The 25,166-nt window shown below is 75.8% G+C and carries 19 protein-coding genes and 1 pseudogene; 12 read left to right on the top strand and 8 right to left on the bottom strand.

What is annotated here, in order from left to right:
• Positions 1-4 precede the first annotated feature (4 nt).
• Both ACGFZK_RS00805 and ACGFZK_RS00800 read left to right on the top strand, forming a co-directional pair.
• Positions 5-538: a GNAT family N-acetyltransferase gene (locus ACGFZK_RS00805; protein ID WP_189965211.1), complete on the top strand. Its 534-nt coding sequence runs from the start codon at positions 5-7 to the stop codon at positions 536-538.
• A gap of 119 nt (positions 539-657) precedes the next feature.
• Positions 658-1,032 (top strand): annotated as a pseudogene (locus ACGFZK_RS00800) (hypothetical protein); the annotation flags it as partial.
• A gap of 22 nt (positions 1,033-1,054) precedes the next feature.
• On the opposite strand, the gene ACGFZK_RS00795 reads toward ACGFZK_RS00800, so the two are convergent.
• Together ACGFZK_RS00795 and ACGFZK_RS00790 are read right to left on the bottom strand one after the other, a co-directional pair.
• Positions 1,055-1,336, bottom strand: coding sequence for a hypothetical protein (locus ACGFZK_RS00795; RefSeq protein ID WP_393846662.1), 282 nt, complete (start codon positions 1,334-1,336; stop codon positions 1,055-1,057).
• Positions 1,333-2,070, bottom strand: a complete 738-nt coding sequence (locus ACGFZK_RS00790) for an HNH endonuclease family protein (protein WP_393846661.1) — start codon at positions 2,068-2,070, stop codon at positions 1,333-1,335. The genes ACGFZK_RS00795 and ACGFZK_RS00790 overlap by 4 nt, the downstream gene beginning before the upstream one ends.
• Before the next feature lie 202 nt (positions 2,071-2,272).
• On the opposite strand from ACGFZK_RS00790, the gene ACGFZK_RS00785 reads away from it, so the two are divergent.
• From ACGFZK_RS00785 to ACGFZK_RS00765, 5 genes are all read left to right on the top strand, one after another.
• A complete protein-coding gene (locus ACGFZK_RS00785) occupies positions 2,273-3,139 on the top strand; it encodes a DUF4132 domain-containing protein (RefSeq protein ID WP_393846660.1) in 867 nt (288 codons plus the stop codon).
• Positions 3,136-8,067 (top strand): DNA-binding protein, encoded by a 4,932-nt coding sequence (locus tag ACGFZK_RS00780; protein ID WP_393846659.1) that lies wholly within the window; start codon positions 3,136-3,138, stop codon positions 8,065-8,067. The genes ACGFZK_RS00785 and ACGFZK_RS00780 overlap by 4 nt, the downstream gene beginning before the upstream one ends.
• Positions 8,068-8,192: 125 nt before the next feature.
• Entirely contained in the window at positions 8,193-9,350 is a 1,158-nt protein-coding gene (locus ACGFZK_RS00775) for an AAA family ATPase (protein ID WP_393846658.1), read from the top strand.
• Positions 9,347-13,195, top strand: coding sequence for a DUF5682 family protein (locus ACGFZK_RS00770; RefSeq protein WP_393846657.1), 3,849 nt, complete (start codon positions 9,347-9,349; stop codon positions 13,193-13,195). Before ACGFZK_RS00775 ends, ACGFZK_RS00770 begins: the two co-directional genes overlap by 4 nt.
• Entirely contained in the window at positions 13,192-15,066 is a 1,875-nt protein-coding gene (locus ACGFZK_RS00765; protein WP_393846656.1) for a hypothetical protein, read from the top strand. The genes ACGFZK_RS00770 and ACGFZK_RS00765 overlap by 4 nt, the downstream gene beginning before the upstream one ends.
• A gap of 33 nt (positions 15,067-15,099) precedes the next feature.
• On the opposite strand, the gene ACGFZK_RS00760 is transcribed toward ACGFZK_RS00765, so the two are convergent.
• Entirely contained in the window at positions 15,100-15,564 is a 465-nt protein-coding gene (locus ACGFZK_RS00760) for a MarR family transcriptional regulator (RefSeq protein WP_393846655.1), read from the bottom strand.
• 114 nt (positions 15,565-15,678) lie between these two features.
• On the opposite strand from ACGFZK_RS00760, the gene ACGFZK_RS00755 reads away from it, so the two are divergent.
• Positions 15,679-16,527, top strand: a complete 849-nt coding sequence (locus tag ACGFZK_RS00755) for an alpha/beta fold hydrolase (protein ID WP_393846654.1) — start codon at positions 15,679-15,681, stop codon at positions 16,525-16,527.
• Positions 16,528-16,543: 16 nt separating this feature from the next.
• On the opposite strand, the gene ACGFZK_RS00750 is transcribed toward ACGFZK_RS00755, so the two are convergent.
• Positions 16,544-17,029 carry an HAD domain-containing protein gene (locus ACGFZK_RS00750; protein ID WP_393846653.1) on the bottom strand — a complete coding sequence of 162 codons (486 nt, stop codon included), beginning with the start codon at positions 17,027-17,029 and terminating at the stop codon, positions 16,544-16,546.
• 24 nt (positions 17,030-17,053) lie between these two features.
• On the opposite strand from ACGFZK_RS00750, the gene ACGFZK_RS00745 reads away from it, so the two are divergent.
• Complete coding sequence (locus ACGFZK_RS00745; RefSeq protein WP_393846652.1) at positions 17,054-17,833, top strand: MOSC domain-containing protein; 780 nt, start codon at positions 17,054-17,056, stop codon at positions 17,831-17,833.
• An 18-nt stretch (positions 17,834-17,851) separates the two neighbouring features.
• Positions 17,852-18,598 carry a hypothetical protein gene (locus ACGFZK_RS00740; protein ID WP_393846651.1) on the top strand — a complete coding sequence of 249 codons (747 nt, stop codon included), beginning with the start codon at positions 17,852-17,854 and terminating at the stop codon, positions 18,596-18,598.
• On the opposite strand, the gene ACGFZK_RS00735 is transcribed toward ACGFZK_RS00740, so the two are convergent.
• Positions 18,582-20,192, bottom strand: coding sequence for a carboxylesterase/lipase family protein (locus ACGFZK_RS00735; protein WP_393846650.1), 1,611 nt, complete (start codon positions 20,190-20,192; stop codon positions 18,582-18,584). The genes ACGFZK_RS00740 and ACGFZK_RS00735 overlap by 17 nt on opposite strands.
• A gap of 176 nt (positions 20,193-20,368) precedes the next feature.
• Between ACGFZK_RS00735 and ACGFZK_RS00730 the strand changes: the two genes are divergently transcribed.
• The gene (locus ACGFZK_RS00730) at positions 20,369-21,325 is read left to right on the top strand and encodes a hypothetical protein (protein WP_393846649.1); all 957 of its coding nucleotides are present in this window, start codon (positions 20,369-20,371) and stop codon (positions 21,323-21,325) included.
• Positions 21,326-21,401: 76 nt separating this feature from the next.
• On the opposite strand, the gene ACGFZK_RS00725 is transcribed toward ACGFZK_RS00730, so the two are convergent.
• From ACGFZK_RS00725 to ACGFZK_RS00715, 3 genes are all read right to left on the bottom strand, one after another.
• Entirely contained in the window at positions 21,402-22,427 is a 1,026-nt protein-coding gene (locus tag ACGFZK_RS00725; RefSeq protein WP_393846648.1) for an NAD(P)/FAD-dependent oxidoreductase, read from the bottom strand.
• Entirely contained in the window at positions 22,424-22,978 is a 555-nt protein-coding gene (locus tag ACGFZK_RS00720) for an isoprenylcysteine carboxyl methyltransferase family protein (protein ID WP_393847253.1), read from the bottom strand. The genes ACGFZK_RS00725 and ACGFZK_RS00720 overlap by 4 nt, the downstream gene beginning before the upstream one ends.
• Positions 22,979-23,079: 101 nt before the next feature.
• Positions 23,080-24,141, bottom strand: a complete 1,062-nt coding sequence (locus tag ACGFZK_RS00715) for a type III polyketide synthase (RefSeq protein WP_393846647.1) — start codon at positions 24,139-24,141, stop codon at positions 23,080-23,082.
• A 76-nt stretch (positions 24,142-24,217) separates the two neighbouring features.
• Here ACGFZK_RS00715 and ACGFZK_RS00710 point away from each other — a divergent pair, with 76 nt between their 5' ends.
• On the top strand, positions 24,218-25,117 hold the full coding sequence (locus ACGFZK_RS00710) for a UbiA family prenyltransferase (protein ID WP_393846646.1): 900 nt from the start codon (positions 24,218-24,220) through the stop codon (positions 25,115-25,117).
• Positions 25,118-25,166 lie beyond the last annotated feature (49 nt).

Raw genomic sequence — 25,166 nt, 5'->3', positions numbered from 1 at the left:
GGGCATGACCGAGATCCGTACCCCCCGACTCCTCCTCCGCCGCTGGACCGACGACGACCTCGTCCCCCTGTCGGAGATCAACGCCGACCCCGAGGTGATGCGCTGGATCGGTGAGGGCTCCACCCTCGGCCTGGACGAGACGGCCGAGGAGATCGAGCGCTGGGAGGAGGAGTGGGACGACGAGGGCTTCGGGCTCTTCGCCGTCGAGCTCCTCGGCTCCGGCGAGCTCATCGGCGCCGTCGGCCTCTCGGTCCTCGAGAACCTGCCGGACGCCCGGGCGGACGTGCAGATCAGCTGGCGCCTCGGCCGCCAGTACTGGGGCCAGGGCTATGCCTCCGAGGCCGCCCACGCCACCTTGGAGTTCGCCCTCCAGGACCGCGGCCTGGACCGGGTCGTCGCGATCAACCGGATGAGCAACACCGATTCCGAGAACGTGATCCGCAAATTGGGCATGGTGATGGAACGCGACACCACCGACCCCCGGTACGGGACCTCGGTGCGGGTCCACGGCATCGACCTCACCGAGTACGAGGCCTGACCCGGCCGTCCCGCATCAGCCGATCGGTCGACCCCGGTGTCCTCCGGACCGCCCGCACGCTCCGTCCGCCGGTCGGACCCGCCGGGAGCCCCGGCGCGGCGAGCACGGACCGGGGGAGCGGCGAGCGGCTCGCCGTGGTCGACCCGCGGACCGGGCACACCGCGATCGAGCCGATGACCGCCGACACCCACCAGCACGGCGCCGCGGTCACGGCCGACGGCCGGCTCCTGGTGGTCGGCACGGGTGCCGTGCAGCCGGGCGACGGCAGGGGCCCGTCCCTGACGGTCCGTTCCCCGGGCGGCGCCGAACGGGTGTACCCGCTCCAGGGCCCGCACGAGGACATCGCCGTCTCCCGGGACGGCCGGACCGCGTACCTCACGGGCGGCTACACCCGGGACGGCTACTGGAACGGCATCACCGTCGTCGACCTCGACACCGGAGCCACCCGCCGGCTCGCGGCGGGCGCCCGGCCGCTGGGCATCGCCGTCCTCTGAACCGCGGCGCTCACCCCCGACCTCATCCGGGCGGCGCGCCCGGGGCCTGCGCCGCGCCGCCCGCGCGGACCGCGGCGAGGGCGGCGGCGTGCGCGGCGGCCGGGGCGCCGTGGTGGGCCCGCGGGCTGCCCGTGAGCGTGTACCACTCGTCGGCGTCCTTGTACTGGACGTCGAACCGGACCAGACCCCCGGCCACCGCCGTGGTGCGCAGGGTGAGCGGGCCGGTGATCACGCCGACCTCGTCGGTCATGGCGCCGCCGGGCCCGGCGAGCACCTCGTCCTGCCATTGCCTTGCCTGCGTCATGAGCCGCAGGTGTCCAGCATCGTGGTGAGCATCGTCTTCTCCGGTTCGGTGACGGTCAGTCCGTACGTGGACTTCACGGTGGTCCAGGCCCGGCCGTACTGGCACCAGCTCGCCTTGTCCGGCGGCTGCCACAGGTCAGGGCTCTGGTCGCCCTTGGAACGGTTCGAGGCCGCGGTCACGGCCAGCAGCTGAGGATTGGTCAGATCATTGGCGAAGGCCTTGCGCCGGGCCGAGTCCCAGCCGGCCGCGCCGGAGCGCCAGCCCTCGGCGAGCGGGACCACGTGGTCGATGTCCATCTTCCCCGCGTCCGTGACGGCCACCCCGTCGTAGAGGCTCTTCCAGTGGCCCGAGACGGCCTTGCACTCGGCGTCCTGAGTGACCTCGGTGCCGTCGCGCTTGAGGACGGCCTCACGGGTGTCGCACTTGTTGCCCTGCTGCGCCCAGTGCGTGAACTTGTCCCTGCTGTAGCCCGCCATCGTGCCGACCGGCGCCACCTTGAGCGCCGAAAGCCGGGTCCGCGCCTCGGCGACGCCGACCATGCCGGGCAGTACGTCCCCGCCGGCCGGTTTCGCGTCGTCACCCGGCGACTTCGGCGCCGCGGTGGACGGCGCCCCCGCGGGGGCCGACGGCTTCGCGTCCCCGCCGCCCGGCGCGGCCGGATCGGAACACCCGGCCGCGGCTGCCAGCAGCAGCGCCACCAGCACTGCGCCGGACACCCGTATCTGACGTCCCATAACCCCACCCCGAGCCGGTACCGCTCCGCACGCTGTCCCCGGAACACTACCCAGAACCGGACAATCAACCTACCGAGGGCCCTCCGGTGGGCGTTGTCAGTGGCCCTCGCTAGTCTCCCGGCATACCGCAGCTCAGGGGGGTCGGCTCCCCCCTGTCAGGGCTGCGCGGAACCGGACGGGACAGGCGGAGGGGCACGGTCTGATGGCTTGGCTGGCGGCGGGCGAGGGGTACGAGATCGCCCTGGTGGAAGGGCGGGTGGCGGCGCGGTCCGCCACCGGGCGGACGGCGGGACGGCAGTTGAAGACACTGCCCAAGGCACTGAAGGACCATCCCGAGGTGGACCGGCTGCGCAGGCTGGCCGAATGGCTCGACCGGCACGAGGCGGCCTGCGTCGCACAGGTCGACGGCTGGATGGTCTCCTCGCTGCCGGTGCCGACCGAACTGCTCGCCCGGGTCTGGCCGGACGAAGCCTGGCAGAACGCCCTGCGCGATGTGGCCGTCGTCGGCGACGACCCGGACGAGGTGGGCTTCCTGCGGGACGCCACCGCCTCCGGTGAGCTGAAGGTGGTCAACCTCGACGGTGAGACCGTACGGCTCTCCCCGCGCACGGTGACCCTGCCGCACCCGGTGCTGCTGCCCGACCTGGACGACGTACGGGACTTCGCGGCCGAGCTGGGCATCGTGCAGCGCGTCGAGCAGATCCACCGGGCCACCTGGCACAAGCCCGCCGAGCTCGCCGCCACCGCCACCGAGGTCCGCGACTACGCGGGCGGGGTCTTCCCCACCCGCTTCAGCCTCGCCGCCCGGGCCACGAGCCTCGGCTACCGGGTCTCCGGCGGCTACGCCACCTGCAAGGTGCGGGACTCCGGGTCCGGCACCGAGGCGGCCGTCTGGATCGGCGAACCCTACTACGAGGACGAGATGACCACCGGCGCCCTCAGCTGGCACGACGAGGACGGCCGGGCGGTACCCCTGACCGCGGTCGGACCGGTCGCCTGGTCCGAAGGCATGCGGATGGCCGCGGCGCTGTACGCCGGGCGCAAGATCGAGGAGGGCGGGGACGCGTGAGCACCAACCAGGAAGACACCGAGATGAACAAGGCCGAACTGCTGCTCAAGGCCGGTGCCGTACTGCCGCACGGCACCACCGGTGCCGGTCCGGGCGCCGTGGAACTGACCGCGCGCTCCTACCGGCACCCCGGCCTCGGCGACGACCGCGTCGTGGTCCGGCTCGCACCCGCCGAACTGGGCGCGGCCGAGGACCTCGCCGCCGGCTTCCTGGGACTCGTACGGGACGAGGGCGAGCCGCCCGTCGTCGGCCTGAGCCGGCGTCAGGCACTCGGCTTCCCCGAATGGGTCCTGGTGCACCACCCCGAGGACGGCCACCACGCCCTCGCCGTCGTCCCCGAGCTCGACCGGATCGCCCGGCAGGCCAAGACCAAGCCCAAGGCCGCCCTCGACGCCTGCCTCGAACTCGCCGACCGCCTCGCCGCATCCGTTCCGCACTTCCTGCCCCTCTTCCACGAGCAAGCGGCGCGCCTCTTCCTCGGCGTCGAGAACACCACCTACGCCGCGCAGCTGTTCGGCCGGGCCCGCGCCGCCGAGGCCCAGTACGGTCTGGGCGTCGACGAGGACCGCCTCGACGCCGTCTTCCTCGAATTCGCCCTGGCCGGCGCCCTGCCGGTGAAGGTGCTCACCGGCTACGGCAAGGCCCTGGCCGGACGCGTCACCCCCGCCGATGCCTACGAGCGCTTCCGCCGCCTGTGCGTACGCCGCACCGCCGGCGGGCTGCCGCCCTCCGCCCAGGCCGCCACCGAACTGCGCCGCCTCGCCCGCGCCGCGGGCCTGACCGGCACCGAACCCGAGCAGGACTACCTCGCCGAACTGCTGCCCCTGCCCGCCACCCTGCGCGCCGCGATCGGCTGGTGGAAGGCCCACCGCGGCGCCCTCGTCGCGCTCGCCCGCCGCGTGCCCGCCGCCCGGGGCACGCTCCTGGGGCTGACGCCGCCCAGCGGCGGCGACGGCGGCAACGGGTTCACCGCACTGTGGCTGGAGGTCCTGGAGGAGTCCGGCGCCACCGCCGGGCTCGCCGAGGCAGACCTGCCCGCCGAGCAGCGCTGCGCCGACGGCACGGCCGGCTGGCTGGAGCGCTTCCACGCCGCCCGGCACGCAGGCTGGGGCCGGCGCCCCACGCTCCCGCTCCTCCTCGAACTCGTCGAGCGCTGCGCCGCACAGCTGCGCACCGAACTCGCCCGGCCCGAACGGGAGGCGGGCCTGCGGATCGGGGTCGAGGACGTCGACCTCCTCGACCTGCTGCTCGCCCTGGACATTCCGGTCACCGACCCCGAGGCCGAGAAGGGGAACCGCAGGCACGACCACCTGGGCCTGTCCGAATGGGCCGACCGCGACCAGCGCCGCGACCTGCTCGCCCTCGCCGCCGACCAGCGCTTCCACCCCGCCTTCCGACGTGCGCTGAACGGCTTGAACGACGGCTGCGCCGACGTCGTCCGCCGCGTCGCCGCCTCGCCCGGCGGCCGCCCGCTGCTGACCGACTGGGTGCGCGACGTCGCCGTCGCGTCCACCGCCGCCGGTCTGCCCGGAGTCCCCGACGCCATCGCGCGCCTGTCCTGGCTGCCCACCGAAGCCCTCGAACTCGCCCCCGGGGAAGTGGCCGCCGCGGCCGCCGCGGACCTCGCCGAGACCCTCGCCCGTACTCTGCGCGGCGGACTCTTCGAGGAGCTGGCCTGGCCCTCCTGGGAGAGCGCCCTCGACGAACTGGCCCCCGGCCGGGGCCGGGAGGCCCTGAACGTGGTGGAGGCCTGGCCTTACCTGATCGTCGCCAACGAGACCCAGGTCCGGGTCATCGACGCCGACTCCACCGTCCTCACGCACGACCTGCGGGTGCCGACCGGGAACGCCTACCGCCACGGCTTCCACTACGTCGACGGGGAACTGCTCGTCTTCTGGTCCTCCTGGAACACCCACGGAACCCAGGGCTACTGGCACGAATCGCCCGGCACCGTCTTCACCCTGGAGACCGACCGCAACCACTGGTCGCTGCGCAGCGACCACCTCTCCCTGCCGCTCCCGGGCGGCGGGCGCGCCACCGGCGGCGGTGTCCTGCACCGCGGAGACACGAAGCTGCCGGACGAGCGGCCCCTGCTGTCCGACGGCACCTCGTACTGGGTGTGGCAGCGCCGCGACCAGCAGACCGACAGCGGCTGGCTCGAGTACGATCCGGCCGGCGGGACCTACGGGAGGCCCTCCCTGCCCGCGTTCTTCGCCGAAGCGCTGCGCGCCGACGCGGACACCGGCCGCCGCGGCGGGTACTCCAACTGGCTGCGGCCCGCGCCCACCGTGACCGGCTCGGTGCTCGGCGTGCCCGCCGGCGGCCTGCTCGGCTGGCGCACCGCCCGTGTCGCCGGCCACGGCTGGCAGGGAACCGACACCGGCGGCCGTACCGTCACCGTGCCCGAGGGCCGCGACATGCCGCTGGCGGCCCTCACCTTCCCCGGCGACGACCGGCTCCGTGCGCTGTCCCAGCACTGGCAGGAGCTGAGCATCAGCGACCCGGACGGGGTGGTCACCGCCCGGTCCCGCGGCGACCACCGCCGCCGCTCCGCCTTCGGCACGGGCAGCGTGGACCTGCCGCCGCTGTCGCACTGGTACGCCCTGCGCCCCCGCGACCCCGAGGGCTCGGCTGCCCTGCGCACCGCCGACCGGGAGACCCTCGCCGCACTGCTGAAGTCCGCCGCCGCGGCCGAGAAGGCGGCCGACCTGCCTGACCTGGTCAGCGCGGCCCTGCCGCGGATCACCGCCCCCCAGCTGATCGGCGGCATCGTCGAGGTCCTCCGCTTCACCCTCACCCAGCAGAAGGCCCTGGACGCGATCGCCGCCCGGCTCCACCCGGACGACACCCCCACCGAGGAGCGCGAGCAGGGCCCCGCCGACCGCCTGATCGCCGACGGGCTCAGTGGCCTCACCGGCTCCCGGTACCACCGCTGGAGCGGCGAGGGCGACGCCGCCCACTACACGCTGAGCCAACTCGCCGTGGCCCGTGCGCGGACCGGCGACGCCCCGGTGCCCGGCCTGCTGCACTTCGACACGCCCGCGCTGCCGTACTTCCCCTTCACATGGACACCGCTGCTCGACCAGCCCGCCGCCGTCGCCTACCGCGCCGCCACCGTCACCCCCACCGACGAGGAGCGGGAGGCGCTGCTCACCCTGCTCGGCACTGTCGACGCCCTCGGCCTGGCCTCGGCCGAAGGCTCCGCCGACCGCTGGCGCCGGGTCCTGCTGCGCCTCGACCGGCGGCACCTGCTCACCCCGGACGGCCTCGAACGCAACGTCCATCACCGCAGCCTGCTGCCGCTGGGCGGCGGAGCCGTCCTCGCACTGACCGAGCACGGCGAATCCGTGCCCGAGGGCCACGAGTTCGGCGCCCTCCTGCACGACCCCACCGGCCGCTTCACCGTCCCCGGCCCCTACACCGTGCGCAGCGAAGCCCCGCTCGGCGACCGGGAACGCGGCGCCGACTGGCTGACCGCCTTCCTCGGCGCGGCCGCCGAACACGGCGCGGCGCCCTTCCGGCAGGAGGACGCGGAGGAGTTCGCCCGGCTCACCGGAGTCTCCGGCACCCTCGCCCGCCTGGTGATCGCGGGATTCCCGCGCATCGACAGCCACGAGCGCAACTTCCTGTCCCCCGAACTGCGCACCGCCCTCGGGGTCAAGGCCACCGACGCCGCGTACGCCCGCGACGAGCTGAGGAACCTCGACGCCGAGGTGCTGCGCGCCGTGGCCGCGGCCCTGCTGCCCGCCGATCCGGCGAAGCTGTGGAGCGAGGGACCCGACGTCGTCGCCGCCGCCGAGATCTGGAACCGGCGCGTGGGACGGCGACCCCCCGTACCCGACTGGCTGGCCACGGAGGCCGCGCGCGCCGTCGGCGGCACCTGGCCCGCGCACCGCGCCCTGGCCGCCCTGCTCGACCCGGCGGCCTCGCCCGAGCTCTCCGTCGACGTCCCCTGGGCGGTGAAGGGCGACCACGTCGAGCCCCGCGAGCCGGCCACCCGCCCCTTCACCGCCCACGTCCTGACCGGGACCCTGGCCATGGCGGCCTGGCTCGCCCACCGGCTGCCCGCGGGCGATCCCGTACGAGCGGCCCTGCCGCCCGCACTGACCGCCGTACGGCAGCGGCTCGCCGCACCCGAACTGCTGCTGGAGCTCGGGCACTACACCAGCCTCCCCGCCTTCCGCTCGGCGGCCGGTACGCCCACCGAGACCGGCGAGGGATACGAACGGTACGGCGCCGTCGTCATGGCCACCCACGACGACCAGCCCAAGCCCGCACTGCGCCCGGCCCTGCTCGACTCCACCGGCTCCGACCCGTACCTGCCGGCGCTGCGCGGGGACGACCAGCGGCCCTCCGGCACCGAGAGGGCCCTGCGCACCGCCCACGACCCGCGCTTCGCCGCGCTGCTCGCCGACCCGGGAGCCCCGGCGGCCGGCGCCGTGGACGCGGACGGCACCTGGTGGCCGCAGGACGCGAGCCGCTCCGTTCCCGAACTGGTGGAGGAGGCGAGCACCCGGCACGGCCTGGGCGCCGACGCGGCCACCCTCTACCTCGCGCTGCTCGCCATGCCCGACCCCACCGACCGCAACACGGCCCGGTGGACCGGCTGGAAGCCCGCCCGCCTCAAGGCCGCCCGCGCCGAACTGGCCGCCACCGACCTGGTGGTCTCGGCCGGCCGCAGCCGGGCCGGGCGCTCACTGTTCCTGCCGGGCGGATGGGCCGACATGCCCTCCCCGACACTGCCGGTGGAGCAGTGGAAGCTCGCGATGTACGGCCTGAACACCGGTGAGCGGCCGCTGCTGGGCGTACTGGTCCCGGCCGAACCGGCCGCGGAGCTCTACCGGCGGGCCTGGCAGCGGGTCCGGGAGGGCGACCTGCCGCGCTTCGAGGAGCTCAAGGTGAAGCGCACCCGCGCCCGCCGCCGCTGAACCGGCCGCCCCGGCACACCCGTACGCGCGGCCGCCCCGGCCCGCCCGTACGCCCGGCGCGGCGCCCCTGCCCACAGGTGCGCCGCGCCCCCGGACCATCCCCGTACACATTCCAGAGGACCCCGATGACCGTCACCGAAGAAACCGCCCCCGCCGCCCGGCAGGTGCTGCCCGCCGAGGAACGCCACGCCGCCGAGCTCGCCTTCCTCGCCGCCCAGGACTCCGGCCCCCGGCCGCCCGGCTGGGCCCTGACCCCGCGCGCCGTCGTCACCTTCGTCTGCGGTAGCGACGGAGCCGAACTGGCCCTGCCCAAGCGCCGCGCCGGACTCCCCGCCAAGCTGGTCATCGCCCCGAAGTTCGTGGGCGAGCGCGCCCTCGTGGAGCGCTGCGTCGTCACCCTCGCCGGAGAGCGCGGCCTGCTCCTCACCGGCGAACCCGGCACCGCCAAGTCGATGCTGTCCGAGCTGCTGGCCGCCGCCGTCAGCGGCACCAGCGCCCTCACCGTGCAGGGCACGGCCGGCACCACCGAGGACGCCTTCCGCTACGGCTGGAACTACGCGCTGCTGCTCGCGCAGGGCCCCACCTCGCAGGCCCTGGTCGACTCACCGGTGCTCTCCGCCATGCGCACCGGGCGCGTCGTCCGCGTCGAGGAGATCACCCGCTGCCTCCCCGAGGTGCAGGACGCGCTCGTGTCGATCCTGTCCGACCGGCGGCTCAGCGTGCCCGAACTCACCGCCACCGAGGACGCGGTGGTCTCCGCGGCCCCCGGCTTCACCGTCATCGCCACCGCCAACCTGCGCGACCGCGGCGTCTCGGAGATGTCCGCCGCCCTCAAGCGGCGCTTCAACTTCGAGACCGTCGCCCCGATCGCCGACGCGGACGCCGAGGCCACGCTGATCCGCCACCAGGCGGTCGCCGCCGTCCAGCGGGCCGGCGCCGCCTTCGGGGTCGACGACGCCGTGCTCGACGCCCTCGTCACCGTCTTCCGTGACCTGCGCTCCGGACGCTCCGCCGAGGGCTGGGACGTGGAGCGCCCCGGTACGGTCATGTCCACCGCCGAGGCCGTCCAGGTGGCGGCCTCGCTCGGGGTCGCCGCGGCGTACCTGCCGGGCGGGGACGTCCTGGACCTGCTGCCGGGACACCTGCTGGGCGTCGTGCGCAAGGACGACCCGGCCGACCACGGGCGGCTGCTGGGGTACTGGGACGGCCCGGTCCGGCGCCGCGCCGAGGACGGTTCGCCCATGTGGCGCCGCCTCTGGGACCTGCGCGGGAGCCTGCGTTGACGCACACCGACCCGCGCGCCGCGGTCGACGCGCTCGCCGCGGCCAGTGAGCCGTACCTCATCGGGGTGCGCCACCACAGCCCCGCGCTGGCCGCGGTGGTGCCCGCCCTGCTGGACGCCTCGGGCGCCGACGTGGTCTGCGTCGAGCTCCCGGCGGAGTTCCAGCCCTGGCTGGAGCACCTCGCAGACCCGGAGACGATCGCCCCGGTCGCCCTCGCGGGCACGGGGGAGGACGGCCGCCTGGCGTTCTACCCGTTCGCGGACTTCTCCCCGGAACTGGCCGCGATCCGCTGGGCCCACCGCTGCGGCGCGACGCTCATCTGCTGCGACCTCCCCCTGTCCGACCGCGCCTGGACCACCCCGGCCCCGGCCCCCGCCCCGGCCGTGGACTTGGACCCGGACCCGGGCACCGGCTCGGACTCGGACGGGACCGAGGGCCACGCCGTGGATCCCGGCTCCGGACCGCTCGTCGCGCCCCGGCACGGGGGGTCCTTCGCGGACGCCCTCACCGCCGCCGGTACGGGTCGGGACGGTGACGACATGTGGGACCGGGCCGTCGAGGTGCTCGCCCCCGGCTGCACCCCGGACGCCGTCCGGCGGGCGGCCCTCGGCGTCGGCTGGGCCCTGCGCGCGGACGCGTCCGTCGTCCCCGCGACGGACCTGGCCCGCGAGGCCCACATGCGGGCCGTGATCGCGGGCGCCGCCGACGGGGGCCACCGGGTGGCCGCGGTCATCGGAGCGTTCCACGCTCCGGCCCTCCTGGACGCAGGCGCCGGGGCGGCCCCGGCCGAGCTGCCGGAGCCCCGCTCCGGCGACGACGCCGCCACCGGCCCGGTGACTCCGCCCACCGAGGCCGCCGTGACCTCGGCCGCGGCGCAGACCCCGGCCGGCACCGGACCGGTGGCATCGGCCCTGCCCGCGCAGCCGGGTGCGCCCGCCGAGGCGGCCGTGACCTCGGCCCCGGCGCCGGCCCCTGCCGCCACCGGCCCGGTGACTCCGCCCACCGAGGCCACCGTGACCTCGGCCGCGGCCCCGGCCCCGCCCGCCGACGAGGCCGTCACCTCCCTCGTGCCCTACTCCTTCGACCTGCTCGACTCCCGTTCCGGATACCCCGCCGGGATCCGCGACCCCCGCTGGCAGCAGGCCGTCCTCGAGGCCGGCGGTGACCCCGGCCTGGTCCGCGAGGCCGCCTCCGTCGCCGTCACCGGGACCTGCCGCGAGCTGCGCCGCGCCGGGCACACCGCGGGCACCGGCGAAGCCGCCGAGACCCTGCGGCTCGCCTGCGACCTCGCCACCCTGCGCTCGCTCCCCGCGCCCGGCCGCGGCGAGCTCCTCGAGGCCGTCACCACCGTCCTCGGCCAGGGCGAACCGCTCGGCCGGGGCCGGGCGCTGGCCCGCGCCCTCGAGGCCGTGCTCGTCGGCACCGCCCGCGGGCGGATCACCCCGCACGCCCCCCGCTCCGGCCTCGGCCCCTCCGCCGAGTCCGAACTCGCCGCGCTGCGGCTGCCGTCCCCCGAGGACCCGGCGCCCCGCGAGATCCGCCTCGACCCGCTCCGCTCCGCCCTCGACGGCCGCCGTGAGGTCCTGCTGCAACGGCTCCTCGTGTGCGGCGCCTCCTACGGCGAGCCCCTCACCGTCGCCGCCACCGGCGACGGCACCGCACTCGGCACCAAGTGGCGGCTGTCCTGGACGCCTTCCGTCCCGGCCCGGCTGGACCTCGCCGGGGTGCGCGGCGTCACCGCCGCCCAGGCGGCCGCCGGAACGCTGCGCGACACCGCCCGCCGCGCCGCCGCCGAGGGCGGGCCCACCCCGGCGCAGATCCTCGCCGGGCTGGCCGCGGCCGCGCGGTGCGATCTGCCCGAGCTGGTCGGCGTACGCCTCCACGAGGCGGCCACGGCCCTGCCGCAGACCGCGACCCTGCCCGAACTCCTCGACGCCCTCGACCTCCTGGAGGCCCTGCACCGCGGCCACCTGCCCGGTACCTCAGCCGCATCCCGGGCCGCCTCCGCCGCATTGGCCGGTGACCTCATCGAGGCGGCCGTGCGCTGTCTGCCCGGCCTCGCCGGGAGCGAGGACCCCGCCGACGCGGCCGCCCTCGTGGCCCTCGCCGACCGCGCCGCCGCCCACCACCTGGGCCTGCGCACGGACGACGCGCTCGCCGCCCTGGCCGCCTCCGCCTCCCCGCTGATGCAGGGCGCGGCCCTGGCCGTACGGGTCCTCCTCGACCTCGACCCGGCCGCCGAGCTCGGCGGCCGCGCCGCCGGATGGATCGACGGCGCGGGCACTGCCGACAGCCGGCGCGCCCTGACCCGTCGGCTCGGGGGCCTCCTCACCGCCGCCGGCCCTTTGCTGCAGTCCTCCCCGGCCGCCCTCACCCCGCTCCTCGACCGCGTCGAACACCTCGCCGACCAGGATTTCCTCGACCGGCTCCCCGCCCTGCGCGGGGGCTTCGACGCGCTCTCGCCCGCTGCCCGCGACCGGCTGCTGGACACCGTCACCGAACGGCTCGGCGACCGCATCGACCTCGCGCTCGACGCGTCACCGGCCCTGCTCGCCCTCTGGGCCGCCGCCGACGCGGCCGGGCTCGCCGCCCTCAAGGCCCTCCCGCTGCCCGGAACATCACCACCCGACTCGGACGCGCCCACCCCGGCCCAGGTCCCGGCCCCGCAGGCACCCGGCGCCCCGAGCGAGCGGCCCCCCGTGGCCGACGCCCCGCGGCTCGCCCCCGCCGACCGCTGGCGGCTGCTCCTCGGCCGCGAACGCGACCGGCTCCCCGCCGGCGCCCGCCGCTACGCCCACGCACTGGACGAGCTCTACGGCGCCGGTCGCGGCGAAGGAGCCTCCGACCTCGACTTCGGTCAGGGCCCGGGCGGGGGCCGGGGCGGCGGCCAGGAGGCCTCCTTCCCCACCGCCCGCGAGTGGTCGCAGGAGCTGGAGGCGCTGTTCGGCGCCGACGTACGGGAGGAGGTGCTGGCGGGAGCGGCCGAAACGGGCCGCACCGACGTCCTCGCCCAGCTCGACCCGGCGGCCGTGCGGCCCTCCGTGGAACTGCTGAGCTCCGTACTGTCCCTCGCCGGCGGCCTGCCGGAGGCCCAACTCGCCCAGCTGCGCCCCCTGGTCAGGAGGCTCGTCGACGAACTCGCCAAGGAGCTCGCCACCCGGCTGCGCCCGGCCCTCTCCGGCCTCGCCACCCCGCGCCCCACCCGCCGCCCCGGCGGCAGGCTCGACCTGGCCCGCACCTTGCGCGCCAACCTCGCGCACACCCGGCGCCGGGCCGACGGCAGCGTGGTCGTCGTCCCGGAGCGGCCCGTCTTCAGCACCCGGGCGAGCCGCGAGGCCGACTGGCGGCTGGTCCTGGTCGTCGACGTCTCCGGCTCCATGGAGGCCTCCGTCATCTGGTCGGCCCTGACCGCGGCCGTACTGGGCGGAGTACCGACCCTGTCCACCCACTTCCTCGCCTTCTCCACCCAGGTCGTCGACCTCACCGACCGGGTCGAGGACCCGCTCTCCCTGCTGCTGGAGGTCCGCGTCGGCGGCGGCACGCACATCGCCGCCGGTCTCGCGCACGCCCGCTCCCTGATCACCGTCCCGAGCCGCACCCTCGTCGTCGTGGTCAGCGACTTCGAGGAGGGCGCGCCGATCGGCGGGCTCCTCGGCGAGGTCCGTGCGCTGGCCGCCTCGGGCGCCCACCTGCTGGGCTGCGCCGCGCTCGACGACGAAGGGACGCCCCGGTACTCGGTCCCGGTCGCGCGGCAACTCGTGGCGGCCGGTATGCCCGTGGCCGCCCTCAGTCCCCTCGCCCTCGCCCGCTGGGTGGGCGACCGCCTCCGTGGAGAGTCCCGTTGAGCACCGAACTGCCGCCCGTCGCCCCCGAGGTGCTCGCCGAAGCCGTCGAGAACCTCACCGCCCGCCTGCGCAAGAAGCTGGACGCCGCCACCGAGGGCTGCGCGGCGGGCGCCACCCACGGGGCGGACGGTACGGTGACCCTCCGCTTCGGCGAGGACGCGCTCGTCACCCTGCGCCCCGGTCCGGCGGGCACGATCAGCACGGCGGAACAGGCCACGTGCAGCTGTCTGTTGGCCCCCCGCTGCCTGCACCGGGCCGCCGTTCTGGGCGCGGCCCCGCTCGCGGACACGTCCCCGGAGCCGGCCACGGCAGTCGAGCCCCCGGAGTCCACCGAGCCCACGTCGGCCGCCGGTCCCACCCCAGCCACGGAATCCGGCGAGCCCACCTCGGCCGCCGGATCCGGCGAGCCCGCGCCGGCCCTCACCGGAGCCCAGCAGCGCGCCGCGGCCGCCCTCTGGCACGTGGCCGCCGAAGCCCTCGCCGCCGGAGTCACCGCCGGGGGAGCGGTGGTCCAGGCCGAGCTGCTGCGCGCCGCGCACACCGCCCGCCTCGCCGGGCTGCCGCGCGCCGAGGCGGCCGCCCTACGGGTCGTACGCGGCTTGCGCGCCGCCCGTGAACGCCGGGCGGGGCAGCGGCTCGGCGACCTCACCGGAGCCTTCCGCGAACTCCTCCACACCGCAGGGGTGCTGGCCTCCGGCTCCGCCGACCCCGCCCTGACCGGCACCGCCCGCCGCACCTACGCGCCGGGCGGCAGCCTCCAGGTGCACGGCCTGTGCCGGGAGCCCGTGCTCTCCGCCACCGGATACGGCGGCGTGGTCACCCACCTGCTGGACCCCGACGGCACCCCGTATTCGGTCTCCGACGTCCGGCCCGGCGGCCTGGCCCGCGCCCGCGGAGCAGGTTCCGCCTCCGTCGCCCTCGGCGGCGCCGTCCTCGACCATGCCGGTCTCGCCCGCGGGGGTTTGCGTATCGTCGGCGCGACGGTCTCCCCGGAAGGCCGGCTCGGCGCCGGGCGCGGGGTCAGGGCGACCCCGCTGCCGGGTACCGCCTGGACCCGGCAGCCCGCCGCGCGGCTCTTCGCCCGCCCGGCGGCCGAGGCCGTCGCCGAGCTGCTGGCCGCCCCGGACACAGCCGGGTCCTCGCTGCTCGGCTGCGATGTCACGGTCGTCGGCGCGGCCGGCGAACACCTCCTCGTCCGGGAGACGCGCCCGGACGCGCCCCTGCTGCGACTGCTGCCCGCCCATCCGCACCCGGAGCTGGCGCACACGGAGAACCTGCGCCGTATCGCCTCGTATCCCGGGCTCCTGCTGCGCGTCCTCGGCCGCCCCGACCTGGACCGCGCCGCCACGCTCCGCCCGCTGGCCGTCGGCCCGGTGCCGGGGGCGCGGTACACACTGCGGCTGCCCGAGGAATGGCTGGGCCGGGCCGACCTCGGCTACGACCGCCTCCAGGGCATGCACTTCCCGGCCGGGGAGGCCGCCCCCGCCGCACCGGCCCCGGCGGCCGAGGGCCCGGACCCGCTGGCCGACTCCCCGCTGTGGCGGGTGCGCCGCCTGCTGGAGACCGGGGTCGCGGGCGGCCGCCGGGCCGTCGCCGAGGCGGCCCGCGGCACGGCTTCCCTGGCTGCGGCCTCGTACGGCCCGCTGCGCCGGGCCGGGTTCACCGCGGCGGCCGACCTGGCCGGTGCCCTCGCCGCCGAGGCCGACCGCCGCCCCCGCGACGTCTTCGGCCGCCTGGCCGACCCCTCGTCCGACGGGTACGCCTGGGCCTGGCTGGCCGCGGCCAGCCACTTGGCGGCGGCGGAACGCTCCCTGATCGCCGCGTCCTGGGCAGCCACGCCGGGCGCGGCCACGCCTCCAGCGGCAGGCTGAGGCCCGGTCCCGGGCCCGGTCAGCGGGCCCCGGTCAGCGGGTGGCGATCGACGGGGTCAGCCGACGGGCCAGCAGGGCCAGGGCCTCGGTGACCTCGCGGAGGGTCTGCGGGTCCGGGGCGGTTCCGCCGGGACCGGTCAGCGCCGCGGCAAGGGCGTCGTCGACGGTGGTGGCGCGGACCTCGGCGACCCGCTCGGAGGGCTCGGCGGCGGGGCGGATCAGCCGACGGCGCCGGTCGGCCGGGTCGGACTCCGCGTCGACCGAGCCCGCCTGCTCCAACCGGGCAACGGCCGTGGAGACCTGACTCTGGGGCAGGCCGGTCCGCGCCGCGATCTCGCCGACCGTCGTCCCGGGATGGGAGACGACGTCGCCGAGGACGACGACCACCGAGCGAACCGATCCCGGTGCCCCAGACGGTCCCGACTTCGGCTGCGGCATGGCCTGTTCGCCGATCTTCATGAGAGCGCGGCCCAGCAGGAACACTTCGACTCCGTTCATGCGGCACAGAGTACATCGGAATAGATGCATCTATCTTGATGTATCGATCTCGATGGATTAGCGTCGTGGTGTCAGCCGGAGATCCCGATGACGCACCAGCAAGGGAGAATCACCGTGCTCACGACCGCCGCCGCCATCCGCACCCTCTCCGTCCCGGGCGCCACCCTGCACTTCCAGGTCGCGGGCCGCGGCCCCGTCCTCCTCCTCTCCCAAAGTGGTGAGGGCGACGCCGACCGCACGGTCGATCTCGTCCCGCACCTGACCGACGCCTTCACGGTCGTCACGTACGACCGCCGCGGCCTGTCGCGCAGCGTTCGCCACGACCCGGCCCGGCCCGTCACCATGGCCGACCACGCGGACGACGTCGCCCGGCTGCTCGCCGAGGTCACCGACCGGCCGGCGCTGATGGCCGGCTTCAGCATGGGCGCGGCGATCGGCCTGCAGGTGGTGGCCCGCCACCCGGGCCTGCTGAGCACGCTGATCGCGCACGAGCCGGTGATGCCGCGCCTGCTGCCCGAGGCGGACCGCGCGGAGCACGTGGCCGAACTGACCGCCATCCGGGACACCTACGCGGCCGGGGGCCTGACGGCGGCTTTCCCGGCGATCGCCCGGCACCTCGGCATCGACCCGTCGCACGACGAGACCGAGGACGGCCTCACCCCCCAGCCGTTCACCCCGCGCCGACGGGCCAACTTCGGCTTCTTCATCGGGACCGAGTTCACGGCCGTCACCACGGACTGCCTGGACCCGGCGGAGCCGCTGCGGGCCGCGGCACGAGCCGGTACGAGGATCATCGCGGCGACGGGCCGGACGACCCGGCCGACGGTCCACACCTACCGCTGCGCACTGGCGCTGGCGGCGCGACTGGGCGCGGAGCCGGTCGAGTTCCCCGGCGGCCACAACGGGAACACCGCCTTCCCCCGGGCGACGGCACGGGGGCTGAAGTCCGTGCTCGGGCGATGACCCGGCTCCGGCGCGGTCAAGGGACGTCCGACCGTAGCCACGCCCGCAGCACACCGAGGTCCGCCTCGGTCAGGCCGAGCCCCGGTTCGACCCGGTGCAGCAGCGCCCGGCCGGGGTGCCGGTCGGCCACCCAGGTCCGGTCGGCGCCGGTGATCTCGTCGTCGACCCAGATGAAGGGCCGCCCGGCCGCGTGGTCGACGAGGGCGGGGGTCTTCCAGTGGACGCCGCCGCGCCCGTCCTCGTCCGACGGCTCCGGCCACGCCACCACGGGCAGCTCCGGCAGGCCGAGCCGGGGTGAGACGCACTCGTTCGCCTCCGCCATCCAGGTCGTGGCCCACACCAGCTCGCACGAGAGCGCCGCCAGCCGCGGCCCGAGCGTGGGATCGACCCGGGCCAGCAGGGGATTGGCGTCGTCGCCCGTCGGGTACGGGCCGGCCCCGAAGGGGATCAGAGGTCCGTCGACGTCGAGATAGAGCAGGGGCCGTCCCGCGGAACCGGTCATGAAGCCACCCTAGTCCTCCTGGGCATGGACAATGATCTTGGCGGAGCGGGCGTGATCGAGCGGTTGTGGCGGTACCCGATCAAGTCGACCGGCGGCGAACGGCTGCGCAGCGTGGAGGTCGACGAGCGCGGCCTCACCGGCGACCGGCTCTACGCCGTGCGCGACGCGGAGGGGAAGTTCGGCTCGGGCAAGAACACCCGGCGCTTCCGGCGGATGGACGGCCTGCTCCACCTGAGCTCCCGCTACCCGCGGAGCACCCCGGAGCCCGGTCCGCCGGAACTCCTCGACCCGCACGGGAACGTGGTGGCCGACCCCACCGCGTACCTGCGTTCCCACCTCGGCCGTGACGATGTCGAGCTGGCCCGCGAGGGGGAGATCTCGCACTTCGACCAACTGCCGCTCAGCGTCCTCACCACGGCCACCCTCGACTGGATACGCCAGGAGGTCCCCGGCGTACCGGTGGACGAGCGCCGCTTCCGGCCGAACGTCCTCGTGCGCACCCCGCCCGGCACCCCACCGTTCGTCGAGGACGAGTGGACCGGACGCACGGCCCGGATCGGGGACACCCTCCTCATCGAGTTCCTGCGCTCCAGCGAGCGGTGCGTCATGACCAACCAGGCCCAGCAGGACCTTCCGCACTCGCCGCTGGTCCTGAGGGCGATCGCCAAGGCGCACGACAACCGGCTCGACGTGCTCGCCAGGATCGTCACACCCGGTACGGCCCGGGTCGGGGACGTCCTCGAACTCGCCTCAGGGCCTGACCGGCCGAAAGACGGAACCCCGGACGGCGTCATCGCCTCTTGATGGTCGAGGGGGATGTACATGATGAAGACAGCAAGGTCCGTGACCGGGCGGGTGGTGGTGGCGGGGTTCCTGTGCGCCGCCCTGGCGGCGTGCGGGACCACACGGGCGGGGCAGGCCGCACCGCCCGCGGGCGTACCGACGCTCGCCCCGGCCGACTGCGATCTCGACCCGCCGACGGACGAGGGCTCCGGCTCGAACGCCGGTCCGCCCACGGATCAGGAGACGGGCGCCTACGCCGGTCCGCCGACCGATGAGGAAACGGGTGGGTACGCCGGTCCGCCCACGGATGAGGAGACGGGCGGGTACGCCGGTCCGCCCACGGATGAGGAGACGGGCGGGTACGCGGGCCCCCCGACCGATGAGGAGACGGGTGGGTACGCCGGTCCGCCGACCGATGAGGAGACGGGCGCCTACGTAGGCCCGCCGACCGACGGCGAGATGACCAACGGCGGTGGCCCCTGCGGCCCGGCGGACTGGTTCGACATGACCCGGGACTTCACGGCCTACTACGCTCGGCACCGGAACACGTCCGGGAGCGGGTACACGCCCCCCGAGGTGATCAAGGAAGCCCGCGTCCGCAAGGTCCACACGGTCGGCGAAGCCAGGATCACCTTCACCACCCGGGAAGTCGGCAAGGGCCGCGGCGAGGCCGCCCGCAGGCTCGCCGGCGCCTTCGCCGCCTGGCGGCACAAGGTCTACGGCGACACCGGCACGGTGACGATCCTGATGCCGGACGACGGGGTGATCGTCACCGAGTCGTGGTGACCCCGGGCCACCGTGCGTCCCAGAGGGCGCAGTGGTGTTCCGCCCGCGCGTTCACCCGACGGATCCCGCCCGCCCCCGGCGCCAGCGACAGCACCGGGGCCGGGGCCGGCTCGCGCGGCCACTGCGGGGCTCCCGCCGCCGCCGGGACACCGGTGCGGGCGAAGGCGGTCCAGTAGCCGGTCATCCGGTCCGCGAGCTGTCGCTGCGGCTCCGTCAGCGGAGCGATCGTGAACAGATAGGGCAGTTCGAAGCCGTGGGTCGCGCCGTACGGCAGCTCGGGCGGCTGCGGCTGCCCGGTGAAGTCGGGCGCGCCCCGGTCGCTGAACCGGTACGCGTACACCGGCACGTGCCGGCCCAGCGCCGCGCCGTCCCGCAGCGTCGGGCAGATGAACGACGCGTCGGTCAGTACGGTGGCCCATGCCAGCGCCGGTGTCGGGAAGGCCGACACCGGGTAATCCGCCTCCACCGCGCGGGCGGTCGGCGCGTCGAAGGACCCCTCCAGCCGGGCCCGGTAGGCGGCCTCGTCGGGGATCGGGTACGCCGCCAGGGTCTGAGCGAGGAACAGGCGCATCTCGTCCCGGGTGGTGCCCTGGATCACCGGCACCCGGTGGAACCGGCCGGCCTCCAGCGCCCGCCGGGGCTCCGTCGGCAGCACGCCGTTGCCGTAGGAGACCAGCGAGAAGCGCTGCATCAGTTCGGCGGTGGCCAGGGCGCCGGTGTCCAGCCGGCGCAGGCAGTCCAGCGCGCCGCCGGGTTCGTCGCAGCCGAGGCGGGCCGCCGTCAAGGCGCCGTCCGCGACCGTGCGCCGCTCCGGCACGAAGGGCTCGTACGTGCCGAGGCCGGGCAGCAGGGCCCGCGGGGGCGCCGTGGTCGAGCACGATCCGCTCTGCACGATCGCCCGGTGGAACAGGCCCGCCGAGGCCGGCGAGGTGAGGTGCGCGCACACGCTGAGCGCCCCCGCCGATTCCCCGAAGACGGTGACGTTGCGCGGGTCGGCGCCGAAGCGTTCCGCGTTCGCCCGCACCCAGTGCAGTGCCGCCCGCTGGTCCGCGAGGGCGAAATCGGGGGCTCCGCCGAGCTCCGGATGGCCGAACAGGCCGAAGACGCCCAGCCGGTAGTTCACGGTCACGACCACGACGCCGCCCTGCACGGCGAGCCGATCGGGCCGGTAGACATCGCCCGCGCCGGTGAAGAAGCCGCCGCCGTGGAACCAGACCATGACGGGCCGCAGCCGGCCCCCTGCGGCGCGGTCCGCCGGAGCGGTCACGTTGAGGTACAGGCAGTCCTCGGAGTCGGTCGGCCCGCCCGGCCCCACCGCGGGCAGCTGCACACAGCGCGAACCCGCGGCCCCGGCGTCCCGCACGCCCACCCAGCGCGGCGCCGGCTCCGGCAGCCGCCAGCGCAGCGCGCCGGTCGGGGGAGCAGCGAAGGGGATGCCCTCGAAGGTGTCGTACGCGCCGTGCGCGAGGCCCCGTACCGGCCCTCGATCGGTGTCCACGACGGGCCGGCCGGTGCCGGCCGCGGCGCCCAGCAGCAGCAACATCAGCGGCAGCAGGAGCGCGCACCGGCGGCGGACCCCGCGAGCGTCGGGCACGGTCGACTCCCCTTCTCCGTGGGACCCCGGGCCCCGGGGGAGATCCCCCGTTTGCCCGCCCCGAATGGCGCAGTGAGCGGAAGTGGCACTCAATGTAACAAAGCGTGCGCTTCCCATGACGCACGATGACCGGCGCGCGATTGCGTAGACCCGCGCGTCGGCGAACGGAGCTTTCCATGAATGACCCCATCACCCTCGCGGCGAAACAGCACGAAGACCGCCACGGGACCCCCGACCCCATCGCACCGGACGAGCCGACCACGCCGCCCATGCGGACCCTGCTGGAGACGGCGGCCACCTACCGTCCGGTCGAGGAGGTCACCGCACTCGTGAGCCTCCTCAAGGAGGACGGCCCGCTGCCCGACGCCGGACACGACGCGCTGCGCACGGCCGCCGTGACCCGGCCCGTGCAGGACGTACGACGGATGGTCGCCCTCCTGGGCGAGTCTCCGCAGGAGGGGGCCGAGGCGGACATCACGCTGCGCGCCGCCGCCGTCGGACGGTCCATCGAGGACGTCGCCCTGCTGGTGACCATCCTCGGCAAGGAGGACGCGGCCCAGGCCGAGCGGCAGCGCCGGACCGGGCCCGCCGGTCCGGTCCCCCCGCACGCCGCCGCGTACCCCGGTTCGCCCGAAGAGCCCTACGAGGAGCCGTACGAGCCCCCGTGCGCGGAGCTGTACGACGCTCCGTACCAGGAGCGTCCCCGCCGCACCGCCGCAGTCGACCCGCCCGCCGCCCCGCCCTCCCGCGACCGGGCGCTGCGGCACGTCCTGCGCTGGCCGGTGGCGGTCGCCCTGCTGGTGAGCGGCGCCCTGCACCTGCCGAACGACCTGACGGCCCTGCAGTCCGCGGCCCCCGTCGACTACCTGCCCCTCCTCGTGACCGTGCTCTGCCTGGTGAGCGGCGCACTGGTGGCGCTCCGGGACACCGCGACCGTGTGGCGGGCGGGCGCGGTGACCGCTCTGGGCGTCGTCGCCCTGCACGTACTCGGCGGGTCGCTGCAGTACGACCCGCTCGAGGGCGCGGTGGGCGGCGCCCTCGCCTGGGCGGGCGTGGCCGTCATGCTGTGCGCGGCGGCCTGCGCCGTCCTCGCGGGCCTGGCCCTGCGGAACCACCGGGAGGGCCCGGCCTGACCAGCAGGCCGGCCCGACCGGAACGGCACCCCGCGCCCCGTGCGCGGGGTGCCGTTCCGCATGCGCTCGCACCCGCTCACGCGAGGAGGTTCACCGCCCCGGTGAACACGCGCGGCAGGCGTGCCGCCAGCGGGACGATCCGTGGTGCGAGCCGCGGCTGGTGACGGGCCCACAACAGGGACGCGGTGAGGGTGCGGTAGCTGCGCGAGAGATCGCGCCAGGCCTGCTCGTAGGCCTGCGGACGCCCCTCCCGGACGCACCGCACCAGCTCGCCCGCCGCCGTCACGGCCAGGGTGAGCCCCTCGCCGGTCAGCGCGTCCACGTACCCCGCCGCGTCCCCCACGAACAGCACGCGCCCGGCCACCCGCACACGGGCCGACTGGCGCAGCGGCCCGGCCCCGCGCACCGCCGTTCCCGTAGCCGCTGCCAGGCGCGCCGACAGCATCGGGAAGCGGGCCAGCTGTACGTCGAAGGGGGCCTGGTCCGAGGTCAGGACGGCCACGCCGATCCGGTCGGGGGCCAGCGGGGTGACGTACGCCTCGCAGCACGCCGCCCAGTGCACCTCGACGAGGTCGCTCCACGGCTCGACGGCGTAGTGCCGGCGCAGCCCGTAACGCGGCGGGCGGCGGGGCGTGCGCGGCGCAGACAGGCCGAGCCCGCGCCGGACGGGGGAGTGCAGTCCGTCCGCAGCGACGAGGTAGCGGGCGGTGAGCCCGGCCGCGCCGACCTCGTGGACGTCCTGGCGCACCTGGCCGACGCGCCGGGGGAGCACCCGTACGCCGAGCTGCGCGGCACGTTCGGCCAGCGCGGCCTGGAGCTCCGTGCGCCGGGCACCGAGGCCGGGGCCGGAGCGGAACAGCCCCTCCGCGTGGCGGCCGCTGACGCCGTCGACGTAGCGGATGCCGCGGAAGGGCTGCCCGGCCACGGCGACGCCCAGCTCCCGCAGGTGGCGTACGCCCCCCGGCATCAGGCCCTCCCCGCAGGCCTTGTCGATGGGGGTGGGCCTCGGCTCCAGGACCACCACCTCCAGACCGGCGAGCGCACCGTGGATGGCGGTGGCAAGTCCGGCCGGGCCGCCGCCCGCGATCAGCAGGTCGATCACGAGGCGGCGCCGGCCGAGTGGACGGAGGCGGGCGCGCGCAGCCGGCCGCCGTCCGTGAGGGCGGCGTCCTCGCAGCCGATCCGGACGCGCAGCAGCATCAGGTTGAGCACGGTGAAGCCGAGCGCAGTCACCCACGCGGAGTGCACCAGCGGCAGCGCGACGCCCTCGGCGACCACGGCCACGTAGTTGGGGTGGCGCAGCAGCCGGTACGGTCCCGACTCCACCAGGGGCAGGCCGGGAACGACGAGCACCCGGGTGTTCCAGCGCCGCCCGAGGGTGGCGATGCACCACCAGCGCAGGCCCTGGGCGGCCACCGCGACGGTGAGGGCCGACCAGCCGAGCAGGGGGACGAACGGCCGCCCCGCCGCCCAGGGTTCCACCACACAGCCCACGAGCAGCGCGGTGTGCAGGGCGACCATGGCCGGGTAGTGGCTGCGGCCGTACTCGCGGCCGCCGCGGGCCAGGCTCCACGCGGTGTGGCGGCGGGCCGTGATCAGCTCGGCGAGCCGCTCGGCGACGACGAGGCCGATGAGCACGAGGTACAGGCCCAGGGAGGTGGTGGCGGCCAGGGCGGGCAGGGAGATCGGGTCCGTGGGGATCGCGCTCATCGAGATCGCGGTCGTCGGGATCGGGTCCGTCGAGATCATCGGGGTCACCAGCGCAGGAGGACGAGTTCGGAGGCGAAGCCCGGACCGAAGGCGAGCATCAGCCCGACCGATCCGGGCGGGGGCGGTCCCGCGCTCTGGACGCCGTCCAGGATGTGCAGGACCGAGGCGGAGGAGAGGTTCCCCACGGCCGCCAGCGAGGCCCGGCTCGCGGCGAAGGCCGACTCCGGCAGCGCCAGCGCGTCCGAGAGCGCGTCGAGGATCTTCGGGCCGCCGGGGTGGCAGATCCACGCGTCGACGTCGCCCGGCTTGAGGTCGTGCGCGGCGAGGAAGGACTCGACCTCCTCGGCCACGTGCAGCCTGACCAGGTCGGGCAGTTCGTGGCCGAGCACCATGCGCATCCCCCAGTGGCCGATGTCCCAGCCCAGGAGGTGCTCGGTGCCCGGGTACAGGCGGCTGCGGGCGGCCACCACCTCGGGTCCGGCGCCGGTGGCGTGCAGGGGATGGTCGCGGCCCACCGCCACCAGGGCGCCGGCCCCGTCGCCGAACAGGGCCCCGGCCACCAAATTCGCCATCGAGGCGTCCGTGGACTGGAGGGTGAGCGAGCACAGCTCGGTGGACAGCAGCAGGGCCGCGTGCCCGGAGCGGCCCGTCAGATGGTCGTGGACATGGCCCAGTCCGGCGGCGCCGGCCGCGCAGCCGAGGCCGAAGAGCGGCACCCGCCGTACGTCGGGGCGCAGGCCCGCGCGGGTGGCGAGGCGGGCCTCCAGCGAGGGCGTCGCGAGCCCGGTCACGGTGGTCGACATGACCAGATCGAGCTCCCGGGCCGTCAGGCCGGCGTCGGGGAGGGCGAGTTCGATGGCCCGGGCGCCGAGCTCCAGGGCCGTCTCGAGGAAGAGGGCGTTCGTCGCGCCGAAGTCGTTCGCCGGGCCGTACCGCTCCAGCGGGAGCGCGAGATGTCGGCTGTCCACGCGCACCGAGCGGTGGACGCGACGCAGCAGGGCGGTGTCGGAGCCCGGGGGCAGGAAGCGGGCGAGCGCCTCCGTGATCTCGGCCTGGGCATGGCGATGAGGCGGGAACACGCTGCGCACTGCCAGAACACGTGTCATTCGTTCACCATAGGAAACAACTGACACGTCGTTATGAATCAGGCGAACCGGGCGCGGCGCAGCATAGCGTGTCGCCGTGCCCGCGCGAATCACGCAGACCCACGCTACCCACGAGACCCACGCCACCCACGACGCCTCTGCCGCCATCGGGAGCGCAGCGCCCCGTCCCACCACCAGGGGCGGCCTGTCCGCGGCCTGTCACCCGCTGCCCGCGGCCGCCGTCACCCTCTTCGCCGCCGCCCTGACGGCCGCCGCCGGACACGCCCCGGCGGCAGCCGCCCTCACCGTGGGCGCCGTGGCCGCCGGCCAGTTGTCGGTGGGCTGGTGCAACGACCGGGCCGACCTGCGACGCGACCTGGCCACGGGCCGACGTGACAAACCGCTGGTCGCCGGTACGGTGTCACCCGCCGCCGTGACCAGGGCCGCGGCCCTGGCCCTGCTGGTCTGCGTCCCGCTCTCCCTGGCCTGCGGGCTCCTCGCCGGCGCCGTGCACCTCGTCGGTGTGGCGGCCGCCTGGGCGTACAACCTCCGGCTCAAGAGCACGGCCGCCTCCTGGCTCCCGTACGCCCTGGCCTTCGGGCTGCTGCCCGCCTTCGTCACCCTCGGCCTGCCCGGCGCCCCCTGGCCGCCCCCGTGGCTCACGGCCGCCGCGGCCCTCCTCGGTGCGGGTGCGCACTTCGCCAACGTACTGCCCGACATCGAGGACGACCTGGCCACCGGGGTGGCGGGACTGCCGCAGCGGCTCGGCGTACGCGCCTCGGCCGCGCTGGCCGGACTGCTCGTCCTCGGCTCGACCGCCACCCTGGTCGTAGGACCACCTGGGCGGGTGACGGCGTACGGCTGGACGCTGCTGGCCGTGACCACGGCGGCGCTGCTGCTCGCGGCCCGCCGTCCCGCCGGACGCCTCCCGTTCCTCACCACGGTGGCGGTCGCCGGGGCCGATGTGATCCTCCTGGTGGTCGAACTCCGCTCCTGAGCCGCCCGGCCCGTCGCCGGCATCACCGCGCGGTGCAGGGCGAGAGCGC

Source organism: Streptomyces sp. NPDC048257 (assembly GCF_043201855.1).
Taxonomy (GTDB): Bacteria; Actinomycetota; Actinomycetes; order Streptomycetales; family Streptomycetaceae; genus Streptomyces.
The sequence above is the reverse complement of the archived record's forward strand: the minus strand, read 5'-3'. Positions and strand labels throughout refer to the sequence as shown.

Bases quoted from the DNA above. Each gene is read 5' to 3' on its own strand.
- ACGFZK_RS00805 (WP_189965211.1), top strand. From the start codon at position 5: ATGACCGAGATCCGTACCCCCCGACTCCTCCTCCGCCGCTGGACCGAC.
- ACGFZK_RS00795 (WP_393846662.1), bottom strand. From the start codon at position 1,336: ATGACGCAGGCAAGGCAATGGCAGGACGAGGTGCTCGCCGGGCCCGGC.
- ACGFZK_RS00790 (WP_393846661.1), bottom strand. From the start codon at position 2,070: ATGGGACGTCAGATACGGGTGTCCGGCGCAGTGCTGGTGGCGCTGCTG.
- ACGFZK_RS00785 (WP_393846660.1), top strand. From the start codon at position 2,273: ATGGCTTGGCTGGCGGCGGGCGAGGGGTACGAGATCGCCCTGGTGGAA.
- ACGFZK_RS00775 (WP_393846658.1), top strand. From the start codon at position 8,193: ATGACCGTCACCGAAGAAACCGCCCCCGCCGCCCGGCAGGTGCTGCCC.
- ACGFZK_RS00760 (WP_393846655.1), bottom strand. From the start codon at position 15,564: ATGAACGGAGTCGAAGTGTTCCTGCTGGGCCGCGCTCTCATGAAGATC.
- ACGFZK_RS00750 (WP_393846653.1), bottom strand. From the start codon at position 17,029: ATGACCGGTTCCGCGGGACGGCCCCTGCTCTATCTCGACGTCGACGGA.
- ACGFZK_RS00745 (WP_393846652.1), top strand. From the start codon at position 17,054: ATGGACAATGATCTTGGCGGAGCGGGCGTGATCGAGCGGTTGTGGCGG.
- ACGFZK_RS00740 (WP_393846651.1), top strand. From the start codon at position 17,852: ATGATGAAGACAGCAAGGTCCGTGACCGGGCGGGTGGTGGTGGCGGGG.
- ACGFZK_RS00730 (WP_393846649.1), top strand. From the start codon at position 20,369: ATGAATGACCCCATCACCCTCGCGGCGAAACAGCACGAAGACCGCCAC.
- ACGFZK_RS00715 (WP_393846647.1), bottom strand. From the start codon at position 24,141: ATGACACGTGTTCTGGCAGTGCGCAGCGTGTTCCCGCCTCATCGCCAT.